This window comes from Streptomyces sp. NPDC058457 (genome assembly GCF_042720695.1).
GTDB lineage: Bacteria > Actinomycetota > Actinomycetes > Streptomycetales > Streptomycetaceae > Streptomyces.
The window spans coordinates 13715-37193 of sequence record NZ_JBHXLU010000044.1 but is presented as its reverse complement, the minus strand read 5'-3'; the positions used below and the strand labels follow the sequence as shown (position 1 = coordinate 37193).

Sequence of the window (23479 nt, the reverse complement as noted above, 5' to 3'; positions counted from 1 at the left end):
CTGTCTCAGCGGACCAGGGACTTGACCACGTGTACCGGCCGCCTGCCCAGCGGCCGGAGCCGGTAGGGGCCGACCGCTGCGGGCACGGTCAGCGTCTCGGCGAAGACGAGTTCATGGCTGCGGCCGTCGGCGGTCTCGATGACCACGCCGTCGCCGGAGGAGACGTTCAGGATGTGGAAGCGGCCCTCGGTGTCGTCCTCGGCGGGCCGGGCGCCGTCCGCCGCCGGGTCGATGACCAGGCGCCGGACCTCGTAGAACAGCTCCGGCAGGGCGCCGATGACCTCCTCGCGCCAGCCCGGCCCCTCGCGCAGCGTGCGCGGCTCCTGGATCAGGTCGCGGACCACGTCCTCGCCCTGACGCCGGGTGTCGAGGTTGGCGAAGCCGTGGTCGTAGGGCAGCGGGCGGGAGTTGCCCTGGGCGTCCTTGCGGAGCCAGTCGTAGAACCGCAGCGAGTACAGGTACGGGGTGGCGCTGACCTCCAGGACGAGGTTGCCCGCGCCGGAGGCGTGCGGGGTGCCCGCCGGGATCATGTACAGCTGCCCCTCCCGAGAGGGGTGGCTCTGCACGAACCGCTCGACGTCCATCTCCTCGCCGCGCTCGATCGAGGCCTCGACCTGCTTGCGCATCAGGCCGGTGTCGGCGTCCTGCTGGAGCCCCAGGTAGACGCGCGCGTCCGCACCCGCGTTGGCGGTGACGTAGTAGGTCTCGTGCTGGGTGTAGGGCCAGCCGAAGCGGGTCCGCATGTACTCCTCGCGCGGGTGGAGGTGCAGCGAGAGGCTGCCGCCCGCCACCGTGTCGAGGTAGTCGTAGCGGATCGGGAAGGAAGTGCCGTACTCGGTGTGCACGGCCGCGCCCAGGAACTCCACCGGGTGCAGCACGCACAGCAGTTGGAACGGCAGCTCGACCTCCGCCTGCGGGTCGTCGCCCACCAGTACGCCGGCCTCCGGGGCGATCAGCTCGTAGCCGAGCGCGGTGTTGCCCTGCTGCGGTTCGAAACCGAGCTCGCGGACGGCCCACTGGCCGCCCCACGGCGTGGAGTTGAAGTAGGGGCGGGAGCGAACCGGGCCCTCGGCGAGCGCCGTGAGCGTGGCGCGCATGGTCGTACCGTCGACCGAGGTGGGGGCCTCGGGGTGCTGCAGGTCGAGCCAGCGGTCGATGCGGCCGGCGATGGCGTCGCGGTGCGCGTCGGCCATCGGCCAGTCCGCGTGGAAGAGCCGGCGAAGATCGCCGGGCTCGCGGTGCCGGCCGAGGTTCACGCCGAGCGGCAGCTCCTTGGCGGCGACCGCCGCCTCCGCGTACCGCTTGGGAAGATCGGCGTACCAGAGGATGTCGTGCTCGACCAGCGCCGCACCGGGTCCGTGGACGATGAGCAGGCCCTCGGCGGGACGTTCGGCCTGCGGCAGTTCGCGGTAGACGTCGGTGAGGGAGTTCTGCGCCAGCGGCAGGTAGTACGGGTCCGCCGCGGGTCCGGTGGTGTCGCCGGTGCGGTCGAGGACGGTGTCCCAGTCGGCTTCGTAGGCACGCAGGTCCAGCAGCCGGGTCGGCACCCCGCGGTCGGCGAGGGCGGCGGCCAGGGCTGCGGCGGCGCCGTCCCAGTCCAGAGCGGCGGGGCCGTCGAGGGCCAGGACGGCGGGGCCGTCCGGAAGGGCGTCCGCGGCGGCGTCCCAGCCGCGGGCGACGGTCCCCCCGACTGCGGCGTAGCGGGGATTGAGTTCGTACAGACGGGTCACGTCATGCTCCAAGGACCGGGGCTGCGCCTCACAGATTGCGTTAACGATAACATTCAGTGCGGGCGTGCTCCGGCGTCAAGAGTCCGGGAGGTGCCGTGCTGCTCGGTGGGGGAGTTCATGAGGTGGTGATGCTTTCTCGGTTCGCTTTCCAGCGGGCGTACTCGGTGGGAAGGCACACGGCGCAGGGCCGGTATCCGGCGGCGATCGCGGTGATCTCGTCGGCGAAGAACACCCGGTGCTCGACGTAGTGGCCGCGGGCGATGGCTTGCAGCGCGGACGGGCAGTCCAGCTGCCCGTACAGGCGTCCGCGGCGGTGCCCCCCGAGAGCTCCCGGAATCGGGCTCCTGTAAGGCTGTCCGTCCGGGCCGAGCAGGGTGAAGGCGCGCTCGGGCTCGCCGGCGACGGGCCGGGCGGAGGTCATGCCGCCCTACCTTCTTGGGTGCATCCCGTGAGTTCGCGACTCTGGGACTGCGCGGGTGGGGCAGATCGTGGGTGAAGTAGCGGTACTGGCCGGAGCCGAAGCGGTGGCGGGCCATGTCCACGGTCGTGCGGAAGCGGGCCGGCTCGTCGTAGAGGGCGGCGATCTCGTGGCACTCGGCGGGTGTGAGGATCTGCCCGGTCAGGGCGTTGCCGTGCCCGTTGACTTCGCCGGTCAGGGCTGCCCAGTCACTTCGGGCGACCCGGCCGGCGACCGGGCCCGCGAGCCGGGTGGTCTCGATCATGGTGGGAGATTCCTTGTCCACCCCGGGCACCGTCTCCCGGGGCGTGCTGGGCGCGGTGTCAGAGGAGGGTGGGCTGCAGGGCGCCCTCGTGGGTGAGGAGGTGGACCTTGCGGTCGACACCCGCGGCGTAGCCGCGCATCGAGCCGTCCGCGCCGATGACACGGTGGCAGGGGCGCACCAGCAGCAGCGGGTTCGCGCCGATCGCCGCGCCGAGTGCCTGGATCCGCTCGCGTGGCAGGCCGAGCTGCCCGGCGAGCGCGCCGTACGTCGTCGTCGTGCCGTACGGGATCTCCTCCAGCGCACGCCAGGCGCGCCGCTGGAAGTCCGTGCCGCCCGGGGTGAACGGGATGTCGAACCGGGTGAGTTCGCCCGCGAAGTACGCCTCCAGTTGGCGGATGACGTCCGCGAACGGCGCCTTGTCCTGGCGCAAGTCGGGCCGGATGGCCGGGGCGTTCCTCTGGCCGGGCATGGACAGCGAGGCCAGGGTGATCCCGTCGCCGGTGTCCTCGCCCACCAGGAGCAGGTCGCCGAGCGGGCTGGTGATCGTCGTGCAGGCGGTCATCGTCGCCTCCTTCTCGTCAGCATTCGTGTCACCTTCGACTCTGCTGTCCGGCGAGCACGGGTGCTGGCGGGATCCGGACGTCACGCTGCCGGGGCCCGGCGCTGATCGGCGGCGGCGTTCCAGAAGTGGTGCATGGCGCAGGTGCGCCAGGGCCGCCTCGGCGAGGGTGCCGGCGGTGGGGGGTGGGGGGCTTGCCCGTACTGCTTCCGTGCGGTGCCGCTCATCAGGCAGGGGGCCCTTCCGCATGCATCTGGGCCGCCCGCGAACGGGCGGGCGCGGGGCTCTGCGATTCAGCGGGCGTTGTGGAAGATGAGACCGAGGGTGGTGCGCCGGCCGGTCTCGACGGCGTTGGTGCCGTGACGCATCGGGTGGCGGCGGAAGCCGTTCTTGCCGCGGACCGGGCGGTGCCGCACCGGGAAGATCATTCCCTGGCCGAGCCGGGGTCTGACGACCACCGCACGGGACTGGAACCGGGGACGTTGTTCGACGAAGACGTTCTCGCCGCCGGTGAAGTCCTCGCCGGGCTGGTTGAGCATGATCGCGATCTGCAGCGGGAAGACGATGTCGCCGTAGACGTCCTGGTGCAGGCACGCATAGTCGCCGGGGCCGTACCGGAGGATCAGCGGGGTGGAGCGGTGCTGCCCGTTGTCCGCGCACTCGGCCAGCAGCTCCTCCAGCGAGTGGGGGAAGGTGCGTTCGTCCAGCTGCGGTGCCCACTGGTCGGCCATCCACGCCATCGGCGGATACAGCCGTTCGCGCAGGGTCCGAACGAGCGGGACGGTCGCCGGGTCGGCGTAGTACTTGTAGGTGCCGCGGCCGAACTGGTAGCGCTGCATGACGACCGTGGAACGGAACAGGCCGGGCTCGTCGAAGGTGTCGATGATCTCCTGACACTGCGCGCGGGACAGCAACGGCGGAGTGAGGGCCACGCCTTCCTCGTTCAACTGGGCATACAACTGTCCCCAGTCGAGTGCGCTGAGCGCGGGCAGACCGTCCGTCAGGGGTACGTGCGGTGCCCGGCCGACTGGTGCGGCAGGGGGAAACAAGGTGTCGACGGCGGGGGCGGACTGGTTCATGAAGGGTCTTTCGTAGATCTGTGGCGCCCGAGCGGGCCTGCGAGCCTCGCCGACATGCGCGCGGTCGGGCGCTGCGTCGCCAACGATCATCGTGGCCGAGCTGTCCAGGGGCTGGCGGCATTCGGACGTCACGTTTGCGTGCCGGCCACTGGCACTCATCAGGGCCCGGGGTCGCCGCGCCCCACGGGCGATGCGCAGACGGCTCAGGAGTTTGCGCGCGGAGGAAGTCCGGCGACCGCCCGCGGGCCGGAGACGCAGACGGTGTGGCTCAGGCCGAGGTGCGGTCGAGGTGTGGTGCTGGTATCCGCGTCTGATCAGTCCTGCGCGGGCATGAGTACCGCGCGGCCCACCAGCCGTCCGTGCTTGAAGTCCTCGTACGCCTGCTGCGCCGCGCTGAGCGGATAGCGGTCCACCAGGATCTTGAGTCGGCCAAGAGCTGCCAGGCCGACCACTTCCTGCAGGGCGATGCTGCCGCCGTTCAAGCTGGTCGCCAGCTGGGTGCCCGGCGGTATCTTGAAGAAGTCGAAGGGCACCGAGCCGCCGCCGGCCCCGACCATGGTGAGGCTGCCCCGCCAGGAGAGGACGGCGACCCCGAGGGCGAGCGTCGCGTCCACCCCCACGCAATCGATCACGAAGGTCGCGCCGAGCCCGCCGGTGAGCTCGCGAATCTGCTTCACGGCATCGGGACCGCTGACGAAGACCTCGTCGGCTCCCAGCTCGCGGGCGAGTTTCAGCCGGGCGTCGGAGGAGTCGACCGCGACCACGCGCGCGCCGGTCAGCAGGCGGAGGAACTGGATCGCGTAGAGCCCCAACCCGCCGGCCCCGATGACGACCGCGGTGCTGCCCGGCCAGATCTTCGGAAGTCCGGGCTTGATCGCGGCGTACGTCGTGATACCCGCGTCGGTCAGTGGTGCCGCCTGGACCGGGTCCAGGTCACCGATGGGCACCAGGAACCGCGCATCGGGGACGAGGATGTACGGCGCGTGTCCGCCGTCGAAACCGACACCGGGAGCGCGAATGCCCTTCTGGTAGAGGCAGTGGTTCTCCTCGCCGGACCGGCACAGGTGGCAGTGTCCGCAGCTTGCCCAGCCCGGGTCGATCGCGACGGCGTCGCCGGGGCGGAAGTTCGTCACACCGCTGCCCACCTCCTCCACCCACCCGGCGACCTCGTGCCCGAGGGTGAAGGGCGGCGGATTGTCCTGCCAGTAGGTCTGGTCGCGGCCGATGACGGTGAAGTCGGTGTGGCAGAGGCCGGAACCGGCGACCTTGACGACCACCTGGCCCGGTCCCGCGTGCGGATCGGGCACTTCCTGGAACTCCGGTTGCTTCTGCGCCTGCAGAAGTCGGTAGGCAAGCATCGTTCTCTCCTCTTGAAAGGGGTCACACGCAGCCGAACTCCAGGCGTCGGCGACAGCAGCCGGCGGACCGCGGGATCGGGGTTGTGCGGGTGGCCACGCGAGACGGGACCTGGCGGCCGGGCCCCTGGTCACGTGGCCCGTCCAGTCAGATGTTCGTGCTGTTCGGGATCAGCGACGGCCGCAGGTAGTCGTAGGCGTGCGGGCGGTGACGGTTGCGCCCGACGATCTCGTCCTCGGTGGCCGAGAGGTTCTGCTGGAACTCGTGCAGCCGGTCCGCGACCGGCGTGTGCTTGAAGTCGTCCTCGTAGTAGCCCAGCTTCGTCTCGTGGATGACGCCGAGAAAGCGCATGGTGCAGAGCTGTTGGACGGCCACGTCGAGCGGCGGCAGATTGGCGAACCAGTCCTGCAGGGTGTGGTCGCGGCCGCGCGGCTCCTGGGTGAAGCCCGCGATCGGGTTGGCCGGCAGATAGCTCAGGTGTTCCTCCTGAGTGAAGTTGACGGCGGCGTGCTGCGGGCCGGCCGTCCAGATCACCATGGTGAGGATCTCGGCGAGGTCGGTGCGGTCGGCGATCGTCCCTGCACCGGCACCGAAGTCGCGGATGGCGCCGGACTCGGGCGAAGCCACCTCGGCCGCCCACGCCTGCAGTTCGTGGTCTTCGCGGACCTCTGCGTCGGACCGGTAGTACGCGTTGACGAACTCGTCGGTCCACCGCCGTATCGCCGTCCACACGAGCAGACCGTCGTCGCGGTACGGGTAGTGGGGCAGACCGGTCAGGCTGTCGGTGCCCGAACGGGTGAGTTTCGTCGGGAGGTAGTTGCCGGTGAACGAGAAGTTCTTCCGGTGCTCGGCGATGAACGGGTAGGTGCTCTTGAGGTCCGAGCCGATCACGTACTCGACCGCCCGGCCCGGCTGGATCAGCACCTCGACCGCAAGCTTGTTGATCGACATGGTGCCCTCGAAGTGGCGCCGCAGCAGCACCGCGACCGGGTGCACCGCCGCGAGGTTACGAATCGCGGCCAGCAGCACGGCCTCGCTGATCAGATGGGTGAACGCGAGATGGGACAACACTCCGTGGTAGGTGTTGTGCGCGGCCAGCACACAGTTCTTGGCCAGCTTCCAGGAGTAGCCGTCGGCGGGCGTGTAGATCTCGCGCCCGGCCGGGTCCTGTCCACACTGGATGGCGAAGGGCCGGAGCGCGCCGCCCGTACGCGGAACCGCGAAGGCCACCATCGGGCTGTATATGAACTTGGGGTCCTGGTAGTGGTGTCCGTTGTTCAGAACGGACATCGGCTCGTGGTCCACCCAGTAGACCCGGCCGGCGGCCAGGGCGGACTCCAGCGTTTCGTGCGCCAGTTCGGGCACGCTGCGCAGGTGCTCGCTGGTGATCGGGAACTTGCCGGGCACCGTGTCCAGCCGGGTCAGCCGTGTCGGGTCCGGCCCGGCGACCATCATCTCGGCGAAGTACTCGTCGGTTTCGCACCAGCTCACGACGCCGGGCGGCTTGACGACCGTGAAGATCTCCTGGAACTGCTCCAGCGTGTTGACCGTGTCGGCGTCCGTGCGCGGGCCGGGCGCGGGCATGAAGTAGTCGAGGAGCCCGCCCACGTCGTAGTCGTGCACCATCGTGGCAAGCTTGCGAGGTGCCAGCGGCTGGAGTTCGTTGACGAAGTCCCACTTGCCCCGGCGCCGGAGGTTCAGCAGGTTGAGCCGGATCCGCTCCTGCTCCTCGACGGCCTTGAGCTGCCAGGCCGCGCTCGGACCGTTGCCGTCGTCGGCCCCCGCGGCCACCGGGAATCCGTACGCTTTGTCGTAGGTGTACGCCGCCTTGGCCGCGGCCATCTGCTCGGGTCGCTCCCGGCGTGGGTCATTCTGGGAGATGAGGTATTCCGGCACTGCCCTTCCTTTCCATCCTTCTTTCGCGCGTCCCGCGCGCATCCCGCGTCGATGACGAAAACGGCGATCAGAGCGTCATCAGTGGCCCGGAAGTGACAACACGTCGTCCGCGCTTACGGGTTCGCGCTGCGGTTGATCATTGATCTCCCGGCGAATCCTGGCCGACTCCGAATAGACGCGTCGTACGTCCATGATCTCGCCCAACGGCCGGTGGTCGGACGTGACGCGCCATTGATTGAACGCCAGGGCGTCAGCCTGCTCGGGATCCGCCGTGGTGATGTCCTGACGTGGGAGATGCACCCGACCGACAGTGACGAAGGGCGACAGCTTCTCCGACCATTCCACCGTCGTGTCGTTGACCGGCATCGCCGTGAGGTCCGTGCACAGCTGCACCTGAAGGTCGAAATCGAAGGCGCGTGCGCGCAGTTCGTCCACCAGGACCGGACCGAACACGTCCGGTCCATTGCTGAGGTCGAGTTTCTGATGGATCACGTTCTCGGCGTTCTCGGCCACCGCGGCGATCCGGACCTTGGCGACATAGTCCCCGTGGCGTACCGACGCCATGGTCCAGTACGTACCCTGCAGCGGATTGCGGACCTGCGTCTCGGCTGCCGTCTTCACGAAGGCGAACAGCTCTTCCCAGGCCCAGCCCGACTGCTCCAGCGTGCCTTTGCCTGTGAGGTAGTCCGCCAGAAGCTGGTGGAACCCGGCCCGCCCCTGCGTCAGGTAGTCGCCGACCCGGTCGCCGATCTCCTCGATGAACAGGTAGTGCTTTGCGGTATTCGCGATGAACGTCGGACTGTTCTTCAGTACGAGGTCGAACGTGGTCGAGTCCGGCTCTTCATCCACCAACTTGGTTCCGTCGACATCGAATATCTTCATCGCGAAACCCACGACCGGTCCCAGCTGTGCGTCCGGCCCCAAGTGGTTCGAGGAGCTGGAGAACCGGATCAACGCGTCGTGTCGGCCAGGCTTCGCATAGATGCCCTGTGCATAGGCTGCAGGGACCTCGCTCAGGATCTCCACCTCGGCCCTGACGACTCCGAATGTCTTCGCATGGGCGCCGCGCACGGCCCGCCCGCTGCCCTCCTTTACCGGCGATTCGCCGACCTTCTTCGCCCAATAGTCGAGAATTTGGGTCATATGCTCGTTGAGCATCGGATCGAAGGTCTCGATCTCCGGCGAATAGCGGACGAAATCCGATGACATGGTCAGCTCTCCTTTCTGAGTGGGGTGACACCGAAGCAGCCGTCGAACCGGGAGGCACGCAGCCGGAATTCGATGCTGCAGTCGACCGCCCTCCCCTTCGGCGCGGGACACGGCTCGATGAGACGGGTCGTGATGCCCGGGTGGCTGATGAAGACGACGTGGGAGGCGCCGGGGACCTCCACCACGGCCTTGGCGCCGGCTCGTTCGTACTCGTAGCGCCGGCGACGAGACCGGAGGACGGGATGTCGTGCCAGGCGGCGGCTGTGGTCGGCTCGTCGAATCCCGCAGCGGTGAACGGGCGCTGCTCGGCCCGCATCAGACGGGTGGTGGACTCCGGCAGGTCACCGGCGAAGGAGGCGTGAAACTTCTCGCGGTCGTGGAAGACGTTGCCGTTGTGGGGCAGCGGGATCGGCGGGACGGGCGCGCCGGGTTCCGGATCGGAGCTCAGCGTGCCGGCCGACTCGCCCCTGTCCGGGGCGACCGCCTGCAGCACCGCCGCCACGTCCCGGGTGAGGGACTGGGTCGTGTGCTGCACAGCGCTGACGCCGTGGCCCCGCTCACGAGGCGCTCATGGACGGCCTGCCGGCCGGATCCGTCCATGAATTCGCCATCTACGAGAGCCGCGTTCCGTAGGTCAATTGGCATGGTGATGCCACTCCCTTGATCAAGGAATGGTGATGATGTTCGGACGCGCCCACCGTATGCGTGTGCCAGTTGCACCACTTCGGTCAGATGACCTGGATCTGCAGCCCGGGAATCACGGAGCGGGCCGTCGCCGGAACCGGTGAACGTGCGGCTGCTTCCGTTCGCTCGGTTACCGAGCTCTTTCGACGTGGCCACTGATCGGGTGACGGGATCGATGCCCGCGATGCCCGCGATGCCGAGTACTTCGGGCACCTGAACCTGTGCCACGCCCGCTGGACCCGGGCGCCGATCGGCGGAAGCCGTCGGTGCTCTCGCCCGAAGGCTTCAGTTCCGGCTGCGGTTGAGCACCCCGATGAGAGTGGCGAGGTCGGCGGCGCCCGCGGCGTCGTCCGCGTAACGGGTGGTCTGGAGGGGACCGACCTCAGGAAGGACGACGTCCTCCCGGGCCAGGACGTGCACCAAGGTCAGCAGGGCGGCGCGGGCGTTGCCGTCGGCGAAGGGGTGGAAGAACGCCACGTCGAGGTACACGCGGGCCGCGCGGGCCGCCAGCGGGATGTCCGGGTCGGTCGCCTCGCGCAGGCAGGAGGCGAAGTCGGCCCGGGTACGCGGGGTCAGGCCGTACCGCTCGCGGCCGGCCTTCGCCCAGGCGTCGTTCGCACGGAACGGTGCCTCCGCCTCGCCGAGGAGCTCGCACTGCCAGCCGGCCAGCAGGGCGAAGCCCAGCGGGGTACGGCGTGCGGCATCGGCCAGGGCCAGGGTGTGGGCGGCGAGCAGACGCTCGGCGCGAACGGGGTCGCGTCGGCGCACCGGCCCTTCGCACCAGGTCCGGAACCCGTCGCTCGCGGGCGGAGACCGCCGTAGGACCGGTGCGTGTTGCCAGTCGGCCGCACCGCGCACGCGCAGCCAGACCGCAAGGCTGTCAGTAGCGGTCATGGAGCTCCTCCAGAGCCGCCCTCTCCCGGTGGTCCCGGTAGGGGGCGTGGCCGGTGAGGCCGACGGCGAGGTCCTCGCCGACGGAATCGATCAGCGTCTGTTCAGGGGCGATCCAGCTCTTGAACCGGCCCCCGATCGCGCTCTCCACCGCTCGCCTCGCTTCGGCTCGGTCCATGCCGGTGGTGGTGAGGAACCAGCCCAGAACCGTCGAGGCCTGCCCGTACCAGCCACCCTCCGCTCCCGAGCAGTCCAGCGCGTACGTCACGAGCCGGACGCAGGCCCGCTCCAGGTGCCAGCTGCGATCCTCGGGTGAGGCGTCCGGCGGCGGCGCCAGTTCGGCGAAGCGCTGAGCCAGCCGCTCCAACCACTCCCGCCACTCCAGCAGCGCGGCCACGACGCGTGCCGCGGTTTCGTCAGGTGTCGTCACCGAGCTCGGCCCGGTGACCCAGTTACCGATGGGCCCGCCGTGCCGGAAGCACCAGCTCCAGCCCCAGGCCCAGGTGCCGTATCGCTCCCGGACGATCGCTTCCACCTGTCTTTCACACCAGCGTTCGCCCTGCCACCAGCCGGCCATACCGGAGAGCACAGGCGGCACCCACTCGCGGACCAGCGAGCGGAGGTGGGCTTCCTCGTCCTCGTCCCAGGCGAACGGGTTCCGGGCCGGGTCGAGTTCATCCCAGTTCCGCATGGCCTCGTAGGAGAGGGGAGGCACACGGTTCTCGGGGAAGGGCAAGGTGTCACGGTTGTACGTCAGCGCCGGCCACTCTCCCTGTCCGATGTGATCGGCCCATCAGTCTCGGCTCGAAGACCCTCGGAACGCGAACGGTTTTCCGGAAAGACTGCCCATCGGCATGTACCGACTGCCCATCGGCACGTCCGACAGGTCCTGGGCGTCGTCCACCGACAGGCCACGGATCTCCCGGGCCCGGTCGAGGGTGTCGCGCATCGCGGTGCGCGACACCCGCATCGGCCCGGTCCGCAGCCGCTCCGGTTCCGGGCCCCGCTTGCCGGGAAGCGCCGTCGGCGCAGCAGCACCCGGTTGTCCACCCGCCAACGTATGGTTAACCTGACGAAATGTCGGGAGTATGACGCCACACCCAATCTTCGGGGGGTTTGCGTGCCTCGTGTTGATGCTCTTACGACCGATGTCGACGACCAGGACATCCGACTGGCCGTGGTGATGAACGGCGGGGTCAGCCTGGCGGTGTGGATCAGCGGCGTCACGCTGGAGCTGCACCGGCTGGCGACGGCCCGGCGTGGAGCATGCCGGGCATACGCGCCGCTGCTCGACCTGCTGCGGGCCAGGGCCCGGGTGGACGTGATCGCGGGTACGTCGGCCGGCGGCATCAACGGCGCCTTCCTGGCGCTCTGCCTCGCGCGGGGCACCGGTCTGGAGGCCATGCGCGACTTGTGGCGCGACGCGGCCGCCGTGGACAAGCTGCTGCGCGACCCGATGGACTCCCGCCCGCCGTCACTGCTCAAGGGCGACTACTTCCTTGCACGCGTCACCGACGCCCTGCACACGATCGCCGACGCGCCGGCGGCGAACGCGGACGGCGACGGGCTCGAAGTGGACGAGCGGTCGATCGACCTGATCCTCACCGGCACGCTGTGGCACGGCCGGACGACGTCGTTCACGGACGACATGGGTGTGCGCATCACCGAGACCGATCGCGACGCCCTGTTCCGCTTCGGCCGGCGGGCCGACGGCTTCCGCGACGGCACGGTCCGCGACCTGACCGAGCCGGCCGCGGTGGGCGAACTGGCTGCCGCGGCCCGGAGCACCTCCTCCTTTCCCGGCGCGTTCGAACCGCGCTGGACCCGTGTGTCCACTCCGGTGGCCGACCGTGACGGCTCCTGGAAGTCGGACGCCGGCGTGGTCAACTTCCGTTCCTCGCAGTACGTGCTCGACGGCGGACTGCTGCTCAACAAGCCCGTCCGGCCGGCTCTGGAGGCCGTCTACCGGCAGACCGCGCAGCTCCAGGTGCGCCGTCTCCTGGCCTACGTCGTCCCCGACCCGGGCCAGCAGCTGCCGGCGGCGGAGTCACCCGCGACCGTCCCGTCCGACGAGGAACCGCTGCCGGCGGCCCCGGAGGTGCTGCTGGGCGTGCTGACCCGGTTGCGTGCGACCGACTCCGTCGCGCGGGAACTGGAGGAGATCCGCCGCCGCAACGCCGACGCCCACGCCCGCCGCCGCACTCGCGACCGCATCGCCACCGTACTGACCCAGGGCGGCGATCGGCTGGCCACGGCCGCATGGCCCGCGTACATCGAGGTCCGCACCGAGGGCGCCGCACGAACCATCGGCCGGGTCCTGGCCGCGCACCAGACGGCTGTCGGCGACGGCCGGTGGAGTGAGAGTGACCTTGTCGCCGAGATCCGCTCGCTGCTTCAGCGCGACCGTCCCGCACCTGGCGACCCGTCATTCATCCCCGCGGGCACGCTGGACGAGGCGCTGCAGCGCACCGGGGAGGCCTGGGACTGGGGACAGAGCACCGTCCAGCGACTCCGCGACATCGTCGTAGACATGCTCAAGCGGGCGGTGTGGTTGGCCCGTATGAACTCGCCTGAACGGCAGATGATCGTTGCCGCGCGGGGTGACGTCAGCGACGTCTTCCGGGACATCCAGGACACGTGGAGCGCGCTCGACAGGCACTGGGCGACCGCCCCTGTTGCCCCTGACCTGTCGATCCCCGTCCGGGTGACCGACTCGCTGGGGCGGGCGACCAACACCGGCGAGCTGCGCACCTGGCTGACCGCTGTGCTCACCGCCTGGGACGGGGCGGCGGACGGCGGAACGGTCGGTCGCCGCCGACAGCAGAACGCACAGGCCGAACGTCTCGCCCGTCTGCTGGCGGCCTGCGCCGGCCCCATCGACGCAGTCCTGCGCGACAGCAACAGTGTTCTCGACCCCGACGGTACCGAGCGGGCCCGGTTGCGGGCCCTGTACGACTGCCTGCTCGCTCCGGCCGACGGTGCACCCGCCGATCAGGAGACCGTGCTGCGGCGGCTGCTCCGGCTGGAGGTGGTGCAGCTCGCCTTCTCGGGGGCAGCGATGGAGGTCGAGCAGGAGGTCGAGCTGATCCAGGTCTCCGCCACGTCACCTGATCTGGTGACGGGAAGACAGCTGCACCACTTCGGCGCCTTCTGGCGCACCTCCTGGCGGGTCAACGACTGGATCCACGGGCGCCTGGACGGCGCTGAGCACATCGTACGGATGCTGCTGGCACCGGACCGGCTCCGCCAGCTCGGTTCGGTGCTCGGCCCGGAGGCGCTCGTGGAAGGCATCCACGCCTGCGCCGTGGCCGCGGACCAGCAGGAGGACCGCGAGTGGCTCGAACAACAGTGGCACGCGGACAGGGAGCACATCCGTACCTACGTCCGCGACCATCTGGTCTCCACGACCGATCGGCGGGCCTCCGGGCCAGACGCGGATCCGGCCGCGGTCGCTGGGCTGAAGAGGTGCGTCGAGGCGATCGCCCGGCCGCTGAGACTGCGCATCCTGCGCGAGGACCTGGACTCCCTGGCCACGGCCGTCCGTGGTGAGCGCGCCCGTGAGAGGGACGGTGACGAGCGCGGCGAGGACGCCACAGAAGCCGGCCGGGCATGGCTGGCCGGCTACGACGCGGCGCGGTCTCCGCGCCTGACGGCGCCGGCTCTCATGGACCAGTGGCGGACGGCCGAGGCGATCGGCAGGCAGACGATCGTGGACGACGTCGGCACGGACTACTTCGCCCGCACCGTCACCCGGGCGGCGGCCGTCACCGCGAACACGGCGGATGCTGCCGGGCTGACAGGCTTGAAGCAGTTCAAGCCTGTCAGCACGGTGTTCGCCTCCCTGCGCGGCTACACCCTGGCCGTCTGGGCCATGGTGACCTTCATGACCAAGGGGAGCGGCATCAGCAGGAACGCCGTGCACCTGGCCGTCGCCCTGGGCGGCGCCCTCCTCGGCATCTCACTCGTCGTCCCCGCCGTGCCCCTCGTGTTTCCGCTGCTGGGCGCCCTCGTGCTGACGGCCGGCTGGTCGGCGGCAGCACTGCTCACCCCGGACACCCGGCCCGTGGGGAGACAACTGGTCACTCTGGCCGTGCTGGCGGCTGTCGTACTCGCCGGGTATGTGACCTGGGAGGTTCACCACGACGGCGCGGACGCTCTGCTCGGCTTCCTGCTGAAGGCCGCCCTTGTCGTCCTGGTCATTCTGGTCGGCTGGTGGGTCGCCCGCGCAGCGCCACCCACTACGAAGCGGAAGTAGGAGCGGCTCGATCATTCCGGCCGCAGGCCTGAGCCCGGTTCACCGCGCGCCGAGCCGGCGGCCTGGACGGTCCGGACGCCGATCAGTGCTTCGACCAGACGACCGTCGGCGCCTCCGGTGACGACAGGACCGGTGACCGATTCAGCGGTGGCGTCACCGGTGGCGGACGTGAACGGCGACGGCTACGCCGACGCCGCGATCGGCGCACCGGCGAACGACATCACCAGCCTCACCGATCCGGGCACGGCGTGGGTGGTGCGCGGTACCGCCCACGGGCTCACCCCGCGGGGCACCGTCAGCACAGCCGGTGGTGGAACTGTCGGCCTGCCCGCACTCGTCAACAGAACCAGGGGCCCTGTCGTGGCCGGCTCGCTTGACTCTCAGGTCGCTTGAGATCCCATAGTGAGCGGTATGAACGAGCTCTACTCCATCGGGGAGGTCGCCCGCCGCACGGGCCTGAGCGTGAGCGCGATCAGGTTCTACGCCGACGAGGGCGTCGTCACGCCCACCCGTCTCACCGAGGGCGGGTTCCGGCAGTACGACGTGCACGCCATCGCCCGGCTCGAACTCGTGCGCACCCTGCGCGACCTGGGTGCCGGCCTGGACGACATCCGCCGGGTACTGGCCGCGGAGACCACCCTGCACGACCTGGCCGCCACACATCTGCGGCTGGTCGAGGACCAGTTACGGCAGTTCCGGGCGCGCCGCGCCGTGCTGCGCACCATCGTCCGGCAACACACCACAACGGAACAGGTGAGCCTGATGCGCAAGCTCGTGTCGATGTCCGACGACGACCGCGACCGGCTCGTCAACCAGTTCTGGGACTTCGTGACCGACGGCCTGGACGTCCATCCCGGCTACGTCGAGCGGCTGTACAGCCTGCGGCCGCACCTGCCCGAGGATCCGTCCACCGAGCAGTTGGAGGCCTGGATCGAACTCGCCGAGACAGTGCAGGACGAGGAGTTCCGCACGGCGCTGCGGGACTTCTTCCACCGTGTCTTCGGCACCGAACAGGGCAGGCTGGTGGCTTCACCGGAGATGATGGACCGCGTGGAGAGGCATCGGAGACTTCTCCTGGAGGCACGGGCCTCCCAGCAGGCCGGCGTGCCCGCGGATTCGCCGCAGGCCCGGGACATCGCCGAGCGTGTGGCCGCCGACTCGGCCAGGCTGATCGCCGCCATGACCGGGGAGTACGACGTCGACAAGGCCCGGCGCGGCATCGTCGAGTTCGACCGGAACGGCACGGCGGCGCAGCGGCTGGCCGACGTGAGCGGCCTGAAACTGCTGACCAGGTACCAGTCCCTGGTGGCGACGGTCAACGGTACGCCCGTGCCGGACCCGGGCCGGGCGGCGGAAATCCGGGAGTGGATGGCCGCCGCCCTGCGCCAGGGCGCGTAGCGAGCCTGATCGACCTGCGGATTCGCGTGCTGGAACGACGACATCCCCAAGGGGGGTCAGTTCTCCGCAGGGTGCCAGCCGACGGGCGGCGGCAGCGTGCCCTGCTGGATGACGTTCGCGTACACGCTCTCCAGGGCCTCGGTGAGCGGCCCCAGGAGGCTGCTCGGCAGCCCGCCGAAGAACAGGCACCGGACGAGGTCGACATGTCCGGGCGCCGCCTCTTGGAGAGCACGCCGCCCGCTGTCGGTGAGGGCCACTTCGGTGACCCGCCCGTCGGTGGCCGAAGGGCCGCACGTCACCAGTTCCCTGGTGCTCATCCGTCGTACGTGGTGGGACAACCGGCTGCGCTCCCAGCCGATATGAGCCGCGAGCCTGGTGATCGACATCCGCCCTCCGTCGGCCACGCTCAGAGCCGTCACCACGTCGTAGTCGGGCAGCGACAGGCCGCTGTCCGCGACCAGTTGACGGTTCATCTCGTACGACATCCGCAACTGGAGCCGGACGTAGGCCAGCCACGCCCGCTGCTCGTCGCCGTCGAGCCACCCGCCCTCGGGGAGAGTCTCACCCTTGTTGTTGCGTGACATGTCACCTAAGCTCTCTGTCGGCCGCTACCGCGTGCCGTATTCACCCGACACCATCCCGCGGAGGCCGTCATCATGCCGTACGCATCGGTGCTCACCGGCTATGGGAAACCCGAGGCGCTCGCCTGGTCTCCCGTCGCCATGCCCGAGCCGGGACCCGGTCAGATCAGGATCCGTGTGCACGCGGCCGGGGTCGGCCCCACCGACCTCAAGATCCGTCGCGGAGACCTGCGGCAGGTGTTCCCGCTGCCGCCGTCCGCGGTCCTCGGCTTCGAAGCCGCGGGCACGGTCGACGCCCTCGGACCCGCCGTCACCGGAGTGGCGACAGGCGACGAGGTCGCGGCCATGCTGCCCGCCCTCGGCGGGTACGGCGAGTACGCCCTCGCCTCCTCCTGGACGGCCAAGCCGGCCAACGTCGGCTGGGCAGACGCCGCGGCACTGCCGGCCTCGGCGGAAGCCGCCGTCGGTGTCCTGCGACAGCTGGGACTGACTGCAGGGGAGACCCTGCTCATCCTCGGCGGAGGGGGCTCGGTCGGCCTCATCGCCACTCAGCTGGCGCTGTCCCAGGGCGCCACGGTCATCGGCGCCACCGGTCCGCGCGACGAGGAACTCCTCCGGGAACTCGGCGCGATCCCCGTCCGATACGGGCCCGACCTCCTCGCGCGGGTGCGCGACTCCGCGGACGTCGGAAAGGTCGACGCCGTCCTCGACGCCGGGGGGAGAGGCGGGCTCGGCGACGCCGTCGCACTCGCCGGCGGCCCCGCGAGGGTGATCACCCTCGCGGACGAACACGCGGCCGACTTCGGCGTCGTACTCTCCGCGCCGACGCCGGACCGGGCCCCGGACGCCCTCGACCTGACCATGCCGCTCCTGGCGTCCGGCGAACTCCGGCTCCGCACCCAACGGCTCCTGCCCATGTCGGATGCCGCGCACGCACATTCCCTGCTGGAATCCGGCCAAGTGCACGAGAAGCTGGTTCTCACGGCGGGATAGACGCCATCGAGTTGCCGGTCCAGGGCCTCGGATCCGGCGGGGGCCGGCCGACGAAGCGGCCGGGCAAGCCCGACACCGACTCTGTTTCATGGTGTGCTGGTGCGGGCGGCGTTGTAGCCCTCGACGCGCAGGCTCGGACGGGTGACCGGCGGACCGGCCGGGTGGGTCGCGGTGATGGTCCGTGACTCTCCGGGGAGCAGCCACAGGTAGTTGTCGCTGTAGAGCGTCGGCAGCACGCGGTTTCCGGTGTGGGCGTCGAGGAGGGAGACCCGGAGCATGGCCGCGACCGCCGGGCCCCGGTTGGTCACCCGGGCGGTCGTCGTGCGACCGTCGGTGCGGGCGGGGCCGACGGAGATCCGTGTCCGCTCCATCCGGTCGAGGGCCTGCATGGCCTCGGGGGAGCGGTAGCGCCAGTACGTGTTCTCCGAGAGCAGCGTGCCCCGCGCGTCCGTGAGGCGCAGCCGCAGCAGGTGGAAGTCCGGCAGGCCGTCCTCGACGGGCGCGGTGAACGCGGTGGTGGTGGCGGACGGCGCGATGTCGACGGTCGACTGCCGCTCGGGGGCGACCTGCCGGCCGGCGAGGTCGTACCAGCGGGCGGTCACGGTCGCGCCGCCGACCGGCCGCGGGGTGTGGTTCACGGCGATCACCCGGCCTTCGACGGGATCGGCCTGCACATGGACCGGCTCGGCGGCCTTCCGGGCGCCGTAGTAGGCGCCGTTGACGTCGAAGTCGTAGTCGTAGGTCTGCCAGACCGTGCTGTACCAGGCGGGGTGCGACATCCACAGCATCAGCCCGCTCGCGTCGTCCCAGAGCCGGGCGTTCCAGGCCTCGAACATGGCGCGGATGTTCTCGTAGTTGACGAACTGCGCCTTGCGGCAGAAGTCGTCCAGGTCCGTCGCCGTGCCGAGGCGGGACTCGATGGCGGCCCGGTAGCTCTGCGGAGCCTGGTTCCCCTTGGTGCTCCAGTCGTGGAGGTACCAGGCACCGCCGACGGGCCACTCGGGCTCGTCGCCGACGAGGCGTCGCATCGTCTCGGCGACCGGCACCACCGGCATGCCGATCTCCGTGTGGAAGCCGAAGCTCCCGCCGCCGTAGGTCGAGGGAGAGGAGTAACGCTCGGGCTCGACCCAGCCGTACGGGCCGCCGCCGGAGACGATCCCGCCCGCGGAGTTGTTCTGGTACAGGACTCCGGGTGCCTCCTCGCGGACCGCGGCGCGCATGCCGTCGTCCACCGGGCCGGGCGGGTTGCCCTCGTTGGCGCCGCACCACACGACCACGCAGGGGTGGATCCGGTAGCGCCGTACGGTGTCCCGGGCGAGGTCGAGGAAGGCCTGGTGGTCCGGCGGGTCCATGGCCCAGGCGTTGGGGAAGTCGTTCCACACGAGCAGCCCGTGTTCGTCGCAACTGGCGTAGAACTCCTCGCGGTTGCTGCTGCCCACCCAGTTGCGGACCATCGTGAAGTTCATGTCGCGGTGCATCCGCACGGCCGTGTCCGTGCGCGCGGCCGGCATCCGCCGCAGCAGTTCGTCCCAGCCCCAGTTGCCGCCGCGGCAGAACACCCGGACGCCGTTGACGCTGATCTTCAGCGGCACGGTGGAGTTGTCGACGGACCGCGCGTCGGTCCAGTCGGAGCCGTCGTCGGAGACCTGGACGGTGTACGTCCGTGCGTACGCCGTCTCCCAGGTGATGACGACCCGGTCGAACGACACCGAGCTCCCCAGGTCGACCTGGATCCACTGGCCGTCCTCGTAGGCGGAGGACCAGCGGGTGCCCGGGTCGCCGTCGGTGGCGTTGCCCGGCCCGTGCCCGGGGTCGTCGACGGAGGACGCGGTGGCCGCCCGGTGCAGGGCCAGGTCGGTGTCCGGCGCCGCGCTGTCCAGCACCGCCAGGCTCCACATCGACGCCCCCCAGCCCGTGGCGCGCGTGCCGCACAGCACGCGTACGTACCGTGCCGTCCGCCGGGTGAGGTCCACCGTCTGCGCGACGGCGTTGCCGCCCGGCGGGAAGGTGAGCGGGACCTCGTACTCGTAGCCGAACTGGCGTATCCCGAAGCGGGTCGTGCGCCGGTCGCTCTCCTCACCCGCGACGGAGGCGGTGAGGGTCAGCCGGTGCAGGGTCGGCTCGCCGTAGCCGTTGGGCCACCACAACTCGGGCTTCTGGAGGCGCAGTCGGGGGTGGTCGGCAGGGGAGAGGACGACGTCGGTGGAATCGCCGGCGGGTACGGTGACCGTCTGCGACACCCGTACGTCCCCGAAGGCGGCGGTGACGGTGACGCGTGCGGACCCGGTGCCGGCGTTGCGCACCGGGGCCACGACGGTCAGTTCGGCCGTACCCGTGTCGGGCAGGTCGGGCAGGCTGGTGTCCACCCGGGGGTCGCCGAGGACCACCGGGCCGGTCGAGCGAAGCCGGACGTGGTTCCAGATGCCGGCCGCCCGGTCCCGGACCGCCGGCATCCAGTCCCAGCCCGAAGCGGCCAGGTACGTCGGCGAGTTGCGGTTCATCATGTTCGCGCCCGCGTCCACGAAGGCCAGCCCGGCCGGACCCTTGTCGCCGGGGCTGCCCGGGAAGGGCATCGGGGTGATCCGGACGGCGAGGGCCTGCGCCGGGCCGTCGGCGAGCAGCTTCGTCACGTCGAAGGCGGCACGGGCGAAGGGGAAGGTCACGTCACCGACCCGGCCGCCGCCCAGCCAGACCTCGGCCCGGTGGTTGATCCCGTCGAACTCCAGCCAGACCCGGCGTCCGGCGCCGGTGCGCAGGCCCCCGGGCAGGCGGAACTCGCGCCGGTACCACCAGGAGTGCCGCGAAAGCGCCTCCGGGATTTGGAGGTTGTGCAGGCCGGAGACCGGGTCGGGCAGCTTGCCCTGGTCCACCAGGGAGGTCAGTACGGTGCCGGGCACCGTGGCCGGCAGCCAACGGCCGGTGTCCACCGAGGGCCTGGACAGCGCGGGGCCGTCGCCGCCGGCCCAGTCGTCCAGGGTCAGGTCCCAGCCGGACTCCAGCGGGACGGTGCCGTCCGCCGCGACATGCAGGGGTTCGGGGGAGCGCGGATGCGTGCCCCAGTCCGTCCAGCCGGTGGCTCCGGGGCGCGGGGCGTCGCACGTGCCGTACACCTGAAAGCCGTTGAGGCCCAGCGGGTTGGCGTTGGAGCGTTTGTGCACCGTCATGCGCACCCAGCGTGCGTCCACCGGCTCGGACAGGGTGATCTCCATGACCCCGCCGGTGCCGGAGTCGGTGCGGTGCACCGCGGTCCAGGTACCGCCCTCGCGCGAGGTCTCGATGACGAAGCCGACCGCGCAGCTCGACAGGATCTCCTGCCCCGTCGTGTCGTTGCGGGGGCTGCCGCTCGGCGAGTCGGTGAACGGCGGGTCGTCCACGGTCGCCTCGAAGACGAGCCGCACCGACTCGACCCGGCACACGGCCTGGAGGTCCACCTGGATCCACTGCGGGTCGCCGGCGGCGGCGCGCCATCCGGAGCCCCGGACACCGACCGTGCCGAGACCGTCCACGGCGAACTCCGCGGGCGTGGCCGCGTAGTCCGTGGAGGACACCGAGACCGGCCGGTAGGCGGCGAGTTCGCCGACGGAGGAGCCCCGTGGCGGCTGTCCGGATCCGGCCGTGGCGGTGGTGGCGAACGGGCCCGTGCCGAGCCCGAATCCGGCCAGCAGGGTGGTGCCGGCGGAGAGAACGGCACGGCGGGACGGCGGAGTTGACTGATCCGACATGGACGAGGGCTCCGATCAGGGGAGTTCGAGCCGGGTACCAGGCTGATGACAACGTTGCCATCGCCTCTGACAACGTTGCCGAACACTGCCTTCGCGAGGTGGGCCTGTCAAGACTCTGTGCATGCCTCCGTCCTGCTTCTATTAAATTAGTAATTATTCTTGACATGGTTTCGGCCGCGGGCCACAGTCTTCGCCGTGACGCCGTAGGCCCGCTCCGGCAGAGCGGCCCGCGTCCCGTTCTCCTGCTTCCCGACCCCTGGGAGACGTACGTGACCTCGCACCCGCCCGCACCCAGACCCCTGCACCACCGGTTCACCCGGCCCGCCCTCGCGGCCGCCGTCGCGGTGGTCCTGGCCGCCACCGTGACCCCCGACGCCGTCGCGCGGACGGCCGTCGACCAAGGCGCACCCGCCGGCTACGACAGCGGCCTCGCGCCGACGCCCTACATGGGCTGGAACACCTACTACGGGCTCGGCGCGCCCACCGAGAAGGAGGTGCGCGCCGTCGCCGACAAGCTGGTCAGCAGCGGTCTGCGGGACGCCGGCTACGACATCGTGTGGCTGGACGGCGGCTGGCAGGCCGACAACCCCCGGGACGCCCAGGGCCGGTTGACGGCCAACCCGGACCGCTTCCCCTCCGGTATCCCGGCCCTCGTCTCCTACCTGCACAAGCGCGGACTCCGGGCCGGCATCTACACCGACGCCGGTACCTACGACGGCGGCAAGAGCTGCGGTCTCGGCAGCCGTGGGTACTACGACCAGGACGCACGGCAGTTCGCGAGCTGGAAGATCGACGCGATCAAGGTCGACTTCCTCTGCGGGATCGGCGCGAAGCTCGATCCCGGGCCCGCCTACAAGGAGTTCAGCGACGCGGTCGCCAAGTCCGGCCGGAAGATGCTGCTGAACCTCTGCAACCCGCTCACCGACGACTGGGGCCTGCCGCACACCCCCGAGCAGGACGCCCACAACACCTACGTCTACGCTCCGGCGATCGCCGACTCCTGGCGCACCGGCACCGACATCGCCTGGGGTACCCCGAGCCCCGGCGAGTGGCCCGACATCCTGCGCAACATGGACGCCAACGCCTGGCACCCCGAGGCGCAGGGCCCCGGCCACTACAACGACCCCGACTACCTCATCCCCATGCGGAAGATGACCGACGGGACGTACGAGCTCACGCAGGAGGAGTCCACCACCCAGTTCGTGATGTGGGCCGAGATGGGCTCGCCGCTGATGCTGGGGTCCGACCCGCGCACCCTGTCCGACTCGATGCTCAGGACCCTCAGCAACCCGGAGATCATCGCCGTCGACCAGGACCCCCTCGCCGTGCAGGGGGTACGCGTCGCGACCGACTCGGTCGGCGACGTCTACAGCAAGGTGCTGCGGGGGAGCGGCCGGCGCGCGGTCGTGCTGCTCAACCGCTCCGACCAACCCGCCCAGCGCACCGTCCAGTTCGCCGACACCGGCCTCGGCGGTCAGGTGCGGGTCCGTGACCTGCGGGCGCGTGCCGACCGGGGCATCCACACCGGGTCGTACACCGTCGAGGTGCCCGCGCACGGCACCGCGTTCCTCAAGCTCACCGGCGCCGACGCCCTGCCGGGGACGGACCTGGGCGTGACGGCCACGGCGAGCCCGGCCGTGACGAGCGACGGATCCACGTTCTTCCGGGGGCCGCACGGCTCGCTCGTGGAGAACACCGACGGCCGGACGCAGGACCTCGGCGGCCCCGCGCAGGGCAGGATCCTCGGCCAGCCCGCCGCCTACACCTCCGCCGGAGGCCGGATCGACGTGTTCGTACGCGGCGCCGACTCCCGGGCCTACCGGCGGGTCTACGCCGACGGCCGCTGGGGCCGATGGCAGTCCCTGGGCGGCGAGTTGACCGACGCACCGTCCGTCGCCTTCACCGGTCCCGCCCACTGGACGCTGTTCGCACGCGGCGCCGACGGCACGGTCGTGCAGCGCGGTCCGGCGTCCGGCTGGTCCTCGCTCGGCGCACCCGCCGGACGGCAGGTCTCCGGCCGTCCGTCCGCCGCCGTAGACGCGCAGGGGCGCGTCCACGTCGCCGTACGCACCGCGGCGGACGACGTGTGGACGCGGTCGCAGGACACGTCGGGGCAGTGGTCCGACTGGACGTCCGTCGGCGGGACCGTCAGCGGCAGCCCGACGCTGGTCGCAGTCGGAGACACGGTGCTGCTCTACGTGCGGGCCGCCGACTACACCCTCTGGCAGCAGCGGTACGCCGACGGCGCCTGGCAGGGCTGGAGCAAGCGGCAGGAGTTCCCGAGCGCCGCGTTCGACGGATCGCTCGGCGCGGTCGCCGGCCCGGACGGAGCCGTGGACGCGGTGTTCCGCGGAGTCGACGGCCACGTGTACCGGACCCAATTCAAGTGAACGAGGAATCCACC

The 23479-nt window shown here is 70.6% G+C and carries 16 protein-coding genes; 5 read left to right on the top strand and 11 right to left on the bottom strand.

The features are described 5' to 3' along the window. Nucleotides 1-5: 5 nt before the first annotated feature. The 9 genes from ACFWPS_RS29685 to ACFWPS_RS29645 form a co-directional block, all read right to left on the bottom strand. Nucleotides 6-1721, bottom strand: coding sequence for a class I mannose-6-phosphate isomerase (locus ACFWPS_RS29685; protein WP_383710295.1), 1716 nt, complete (start codon nucleotides 1719-1721; stop codon nucleotides 6-8). A 124-nt stretch (nucleotides 1722-1845) separates the two neighbouring features. Continuing rightward, nucleotides 1846-2151, bottom strand: a complete 306-nt coding sequence (locus ACFWPS_RS29680; RefSeq protein ID WP_383710165.1) for a metal-binding protein — start codon at nucleotides 2149-2151, stop codon at nucleotides 1846-1848. A gap of 359 nt (nucleotides 2152-2510) precedes the next feature. Further along, on the bottom strand, nucleotides 2511-3014 hold the full coding sequence (locus tag ACFWPS_RS29675; protein ID WP_383710162.1) for a methylated-DNA--[protein]-cysteine S-methyltransferase: 504 nt from the start codon (nucleotides 3012-3014) through the stop codon (nucleotides 2511-2513). Nucleotides 3015-3304: 290 nt separating this feature from the next. Further along, nucleotides 3305-4090 (bottom strand): 2OG-Fe(II) oxygenase, encoded by a 786-nt coding sequence (locus tag ACFWPS_RS29670; protein ID WP_383710159.1) that lies wholly within the window; start codon nucleotides 4088-4090, stop codon nucleotides 3305-3307. A gap of 314 nt (nucleotides 4091-4404) precedes the next feature. Then, on the bottom strand, nucleotides 4405-5448 hold the full coding sequence (locus tag ACFWPS_RS29665) for an NAD(P)-dependent alcohol dehydrogenase (protein ID WP_383710156.1): 1044 nt from the start codon (nucleotides 5446-5448) through the stop codon (nucleotides 4405-4407). 145 nt (nucleotides 5449-5593) lie between these two features. Continuing rightward, on the bottom strand, nucleotides 5594-7342 hold the full coding sequence (locus ACFWPS_RS29660) for a lipoxygenase family protein (RefSeq protein WP_383710153.1): 1749 nt from the start codon (nucleotides 7340-7342) through the stop codon (nucleotides 5594-5596). A 78-nt stretch (nucleotides 7343-7420) separates the two neighbouring features. Beyond that, nucleotides 7421-8551 (bottom strand): catalase family protein, encoded by a 1131-nt coding sequence (locus ACFWPS_RS29655; RefSeq protein ID WP_383710150.1) that lies wholly within the window; start codon nucleotides 8549-8551, stop codon nucleotides 7421-7423. Nucleotides 8552-9520: 969 nt separating this feature from the next. Next, the gene (locus ACFWPS_RS29650; protein WP_383710148.1) at nucleotides 9521-10129 is read right to left on the bottom strand and encodes a Fic family protein; all 609 of its coding nucleotides are present in this window, start codon (nucleotides 10127-10129) and stop codon (nucleotides 9521-9523) included. Continuing rightward, the gene (locus ACFWPS_RS29645) at nucleotides 10116-10862 is read right to left on the bottom strand and encodes a hypothetical protein (protein ID WP_383710146.1); all 747 of its coding nucleotides are present in this window, start codon (nucleotides 10860-10862) and stop codon (nucleotides 10116-10118) included. Before ACFWPS_RS29645 ends, ACFWPS_RS29650 begins: the two co-directional genes overlap by 14 nt. Before the next feature lie 384 nt (nucleotides 10863-11246). Here ACFWPS_RS29645 and ACFWPS_RS29640 point away from each other — a divergent pair, with 384 nt between their 5' ends. The 3 genes from ACFWPS_RS29640 to ACFWPS_RS29630 all read left to right on the top strand — a co-directional run bounded on the left by ACFWPS_RS29640 (nucleotide 11247) and on the right by ACFWPS_RS29630 (nucleotide 15779). Further along, nucleotides 11247-14381, top strand: a complete 3135-nt coding sequence (locus tag ACFWPS_RS29640) for a patatin-like protein (protein WP_383710144.1) — start codon at nucleotides 11247-11249, stop codon at nucleotides 14379-14381. Nucleotides 14382-14513: 132 nt separating this feature from the next. Next, nucleotides 14514-14774 carry a hypothetical protein gene (locus ACFWPS_RS29635; RefSeq protein ID WP_383710142.1) on the top strand — a complete coding sequence of 87 codons (261 nt, stop codon included), beginning with the start codon at nucleotides 14514-14516 and terminating at the stop codon, nucleotides 14772-14774. An 18-nt stretch (nucleotides 14775-14792) separates the two neighbouring features. After that, nucleotides 14793-15779 (top strand): MerR family transcriptional regulator, encoded by a 987-nt coding sequence (locus ACFWPS_RS29630; protein WP_383710139.1) that lies wholly within the window; start codon nucleotides 14793-14795, stop codon nucleotides 15777-15779. A 56-nt stretch (nucleotides 15780-15835) separates the two neighbouring features. On the opposite strand, the gene ACFWPS_RS29625 is transcribed toward ACFWPS_RS29630, so the two are convergent. Beyond that, a complete protein-coding gene (locus tag ACFWPS_RS29625; protein WP_383710136.1) occupies nucleotides 15836-16363 on the bottom strand; it encodes a MarR family winged helix-turn-helix transcriptional regulator in 528 nt (175 codons plus the stop codon). A gap of 72 nt (nucleotides 16364-16435) precedes the next feature. Here ACFWPS_RS29625 and ACFWPS_RS29620 point away from each other — a divergent pair, with 72 nt between their 5' ends. Continuing rightward, a complete protein-coding gene (locus ACFWPS_RS29620; RefSeq protein ID WP_383710133.1) occupies nucleotides 16436-17353 on the top strand; it encodes an NADP-dependent oxidoreductase in 918 nt (305 codons plus the stop codon). 86 nt (nucleotides 17354-17439) lie between these two features. Here ACFWPS_RS29620 and ACFWPS_RS29615 read toward each other — a convergent pair whose 3' ends face one another. Beyond that, nucleotides 17440-21075 carry a discoidin domain-containing protein gene (locus tag ACFWPS_RS29615; RefSeq protein ID WP_383710131.1) on the bottom strand — a complete coding sequence of 1212 codons (3636 nt, stop codon included), beginning with the start codon at nucleotides 21073-21075 and terminating at the stop codon, nucleotides 17440-17442. A gap of 269 nt (nucleotides 21076-21344) precedes the next feature. Here ACFWPS_RS29615 and ACFWPS_RS29610 point away from each other — a divergent pair, with 269 nt between their 5' ends. Continuing rightward, nucleotides 21345-23465 (top strand): glycoside hydrolase family 27 protein, encoded by a 2121-nt coding sequence (locus ACFWPS_RS29610; protein ID WP_383710292.1) that lies wholly within the window; start codon nucleotides 21345-21347, stop codon nucleotides 23463-23465. Nucleotides 23466-23479 lie beyond the last annotated feature (14 nt).

Excerpts from the sequence above, each read along its gene's own strand:
- ACFWPS_RS29680 (WP_383710165.1), bottom strand. The coding sequence starts at position 2,151 with ATGACCTCCGCCCGGCCCGTCGCCGGCGAGCCCGAGCGCGCCTTCACC.
- ACFWPS_RS29675 (WP_383710162.1), bottom strand. The coding sequence starts at position 3,014 with ATGACCGCCTGCACGACGATCACCAGCCCGCTCGGCGACCTGCTCCTG.
- ACFWPS_RS29670 (WP_383710159.1), bottom strand. The coding sequence starts at position 4,090 with ATGAACCAGTCCGCCCCCGCCGTCGACACCTTGTTTCCCCCTGCCGCA.
- ACFWPS_RS29665 (WP_383710156.1), bottom strand. The coding sequence starts at position 5,448 with ATGCTTGCCTACCGACTTCTGCAGGCGCAGAAGCAACCGGAGTTCCAG.
- ACFWPS_RS29655 (WP_383710150.1), bottom strand. The coding sequence starts at position 8,551 with ATGTCATCGGATTTCGTCCGCTATTCGCCGGAGATCGAGACCTTCGAT.
- ACFWPS_RS29650 (WP_383710148.1), bottom strand. The coding sequence starts at position 10,129 with ATGACCGCTACTGACAGCCTTGCGGTCTGGCTGCGCGTGCGCGGTGCG.
- ACFWPS_RS29630 (WP_383710139.1), top strand. The coding sequence starts at position 14,793 with ATGAACGAGCTCTACTCCATCGGGGAGGTCGCCCGCCGCACGGGCCTG.
- ACFWPS_RS29625 (WP_383710136.1), bottom strand. The coding sequence starts at position 16,363 with ATGTCACGCAACAACAAGGGTGAGACTCTCCCCGAGGGCGGGTGGCTC.
- ACFWPS_RS29620 (WP_383710133.1), top strand. The coding sequence starts at position 16,436 with ATGCCGTACGCATCGGTGCTCACCGGCTATGGGAAACCCGAGGCGCTC.
- ACFWPS_RS29615 (WP_383710131.1), bottom strand. The coding sequence starts at position 21,075 with ATGTCGGATCAGTCAACTCCGCCGTCCCGCCGTGCCGTTCTCTCCGCC.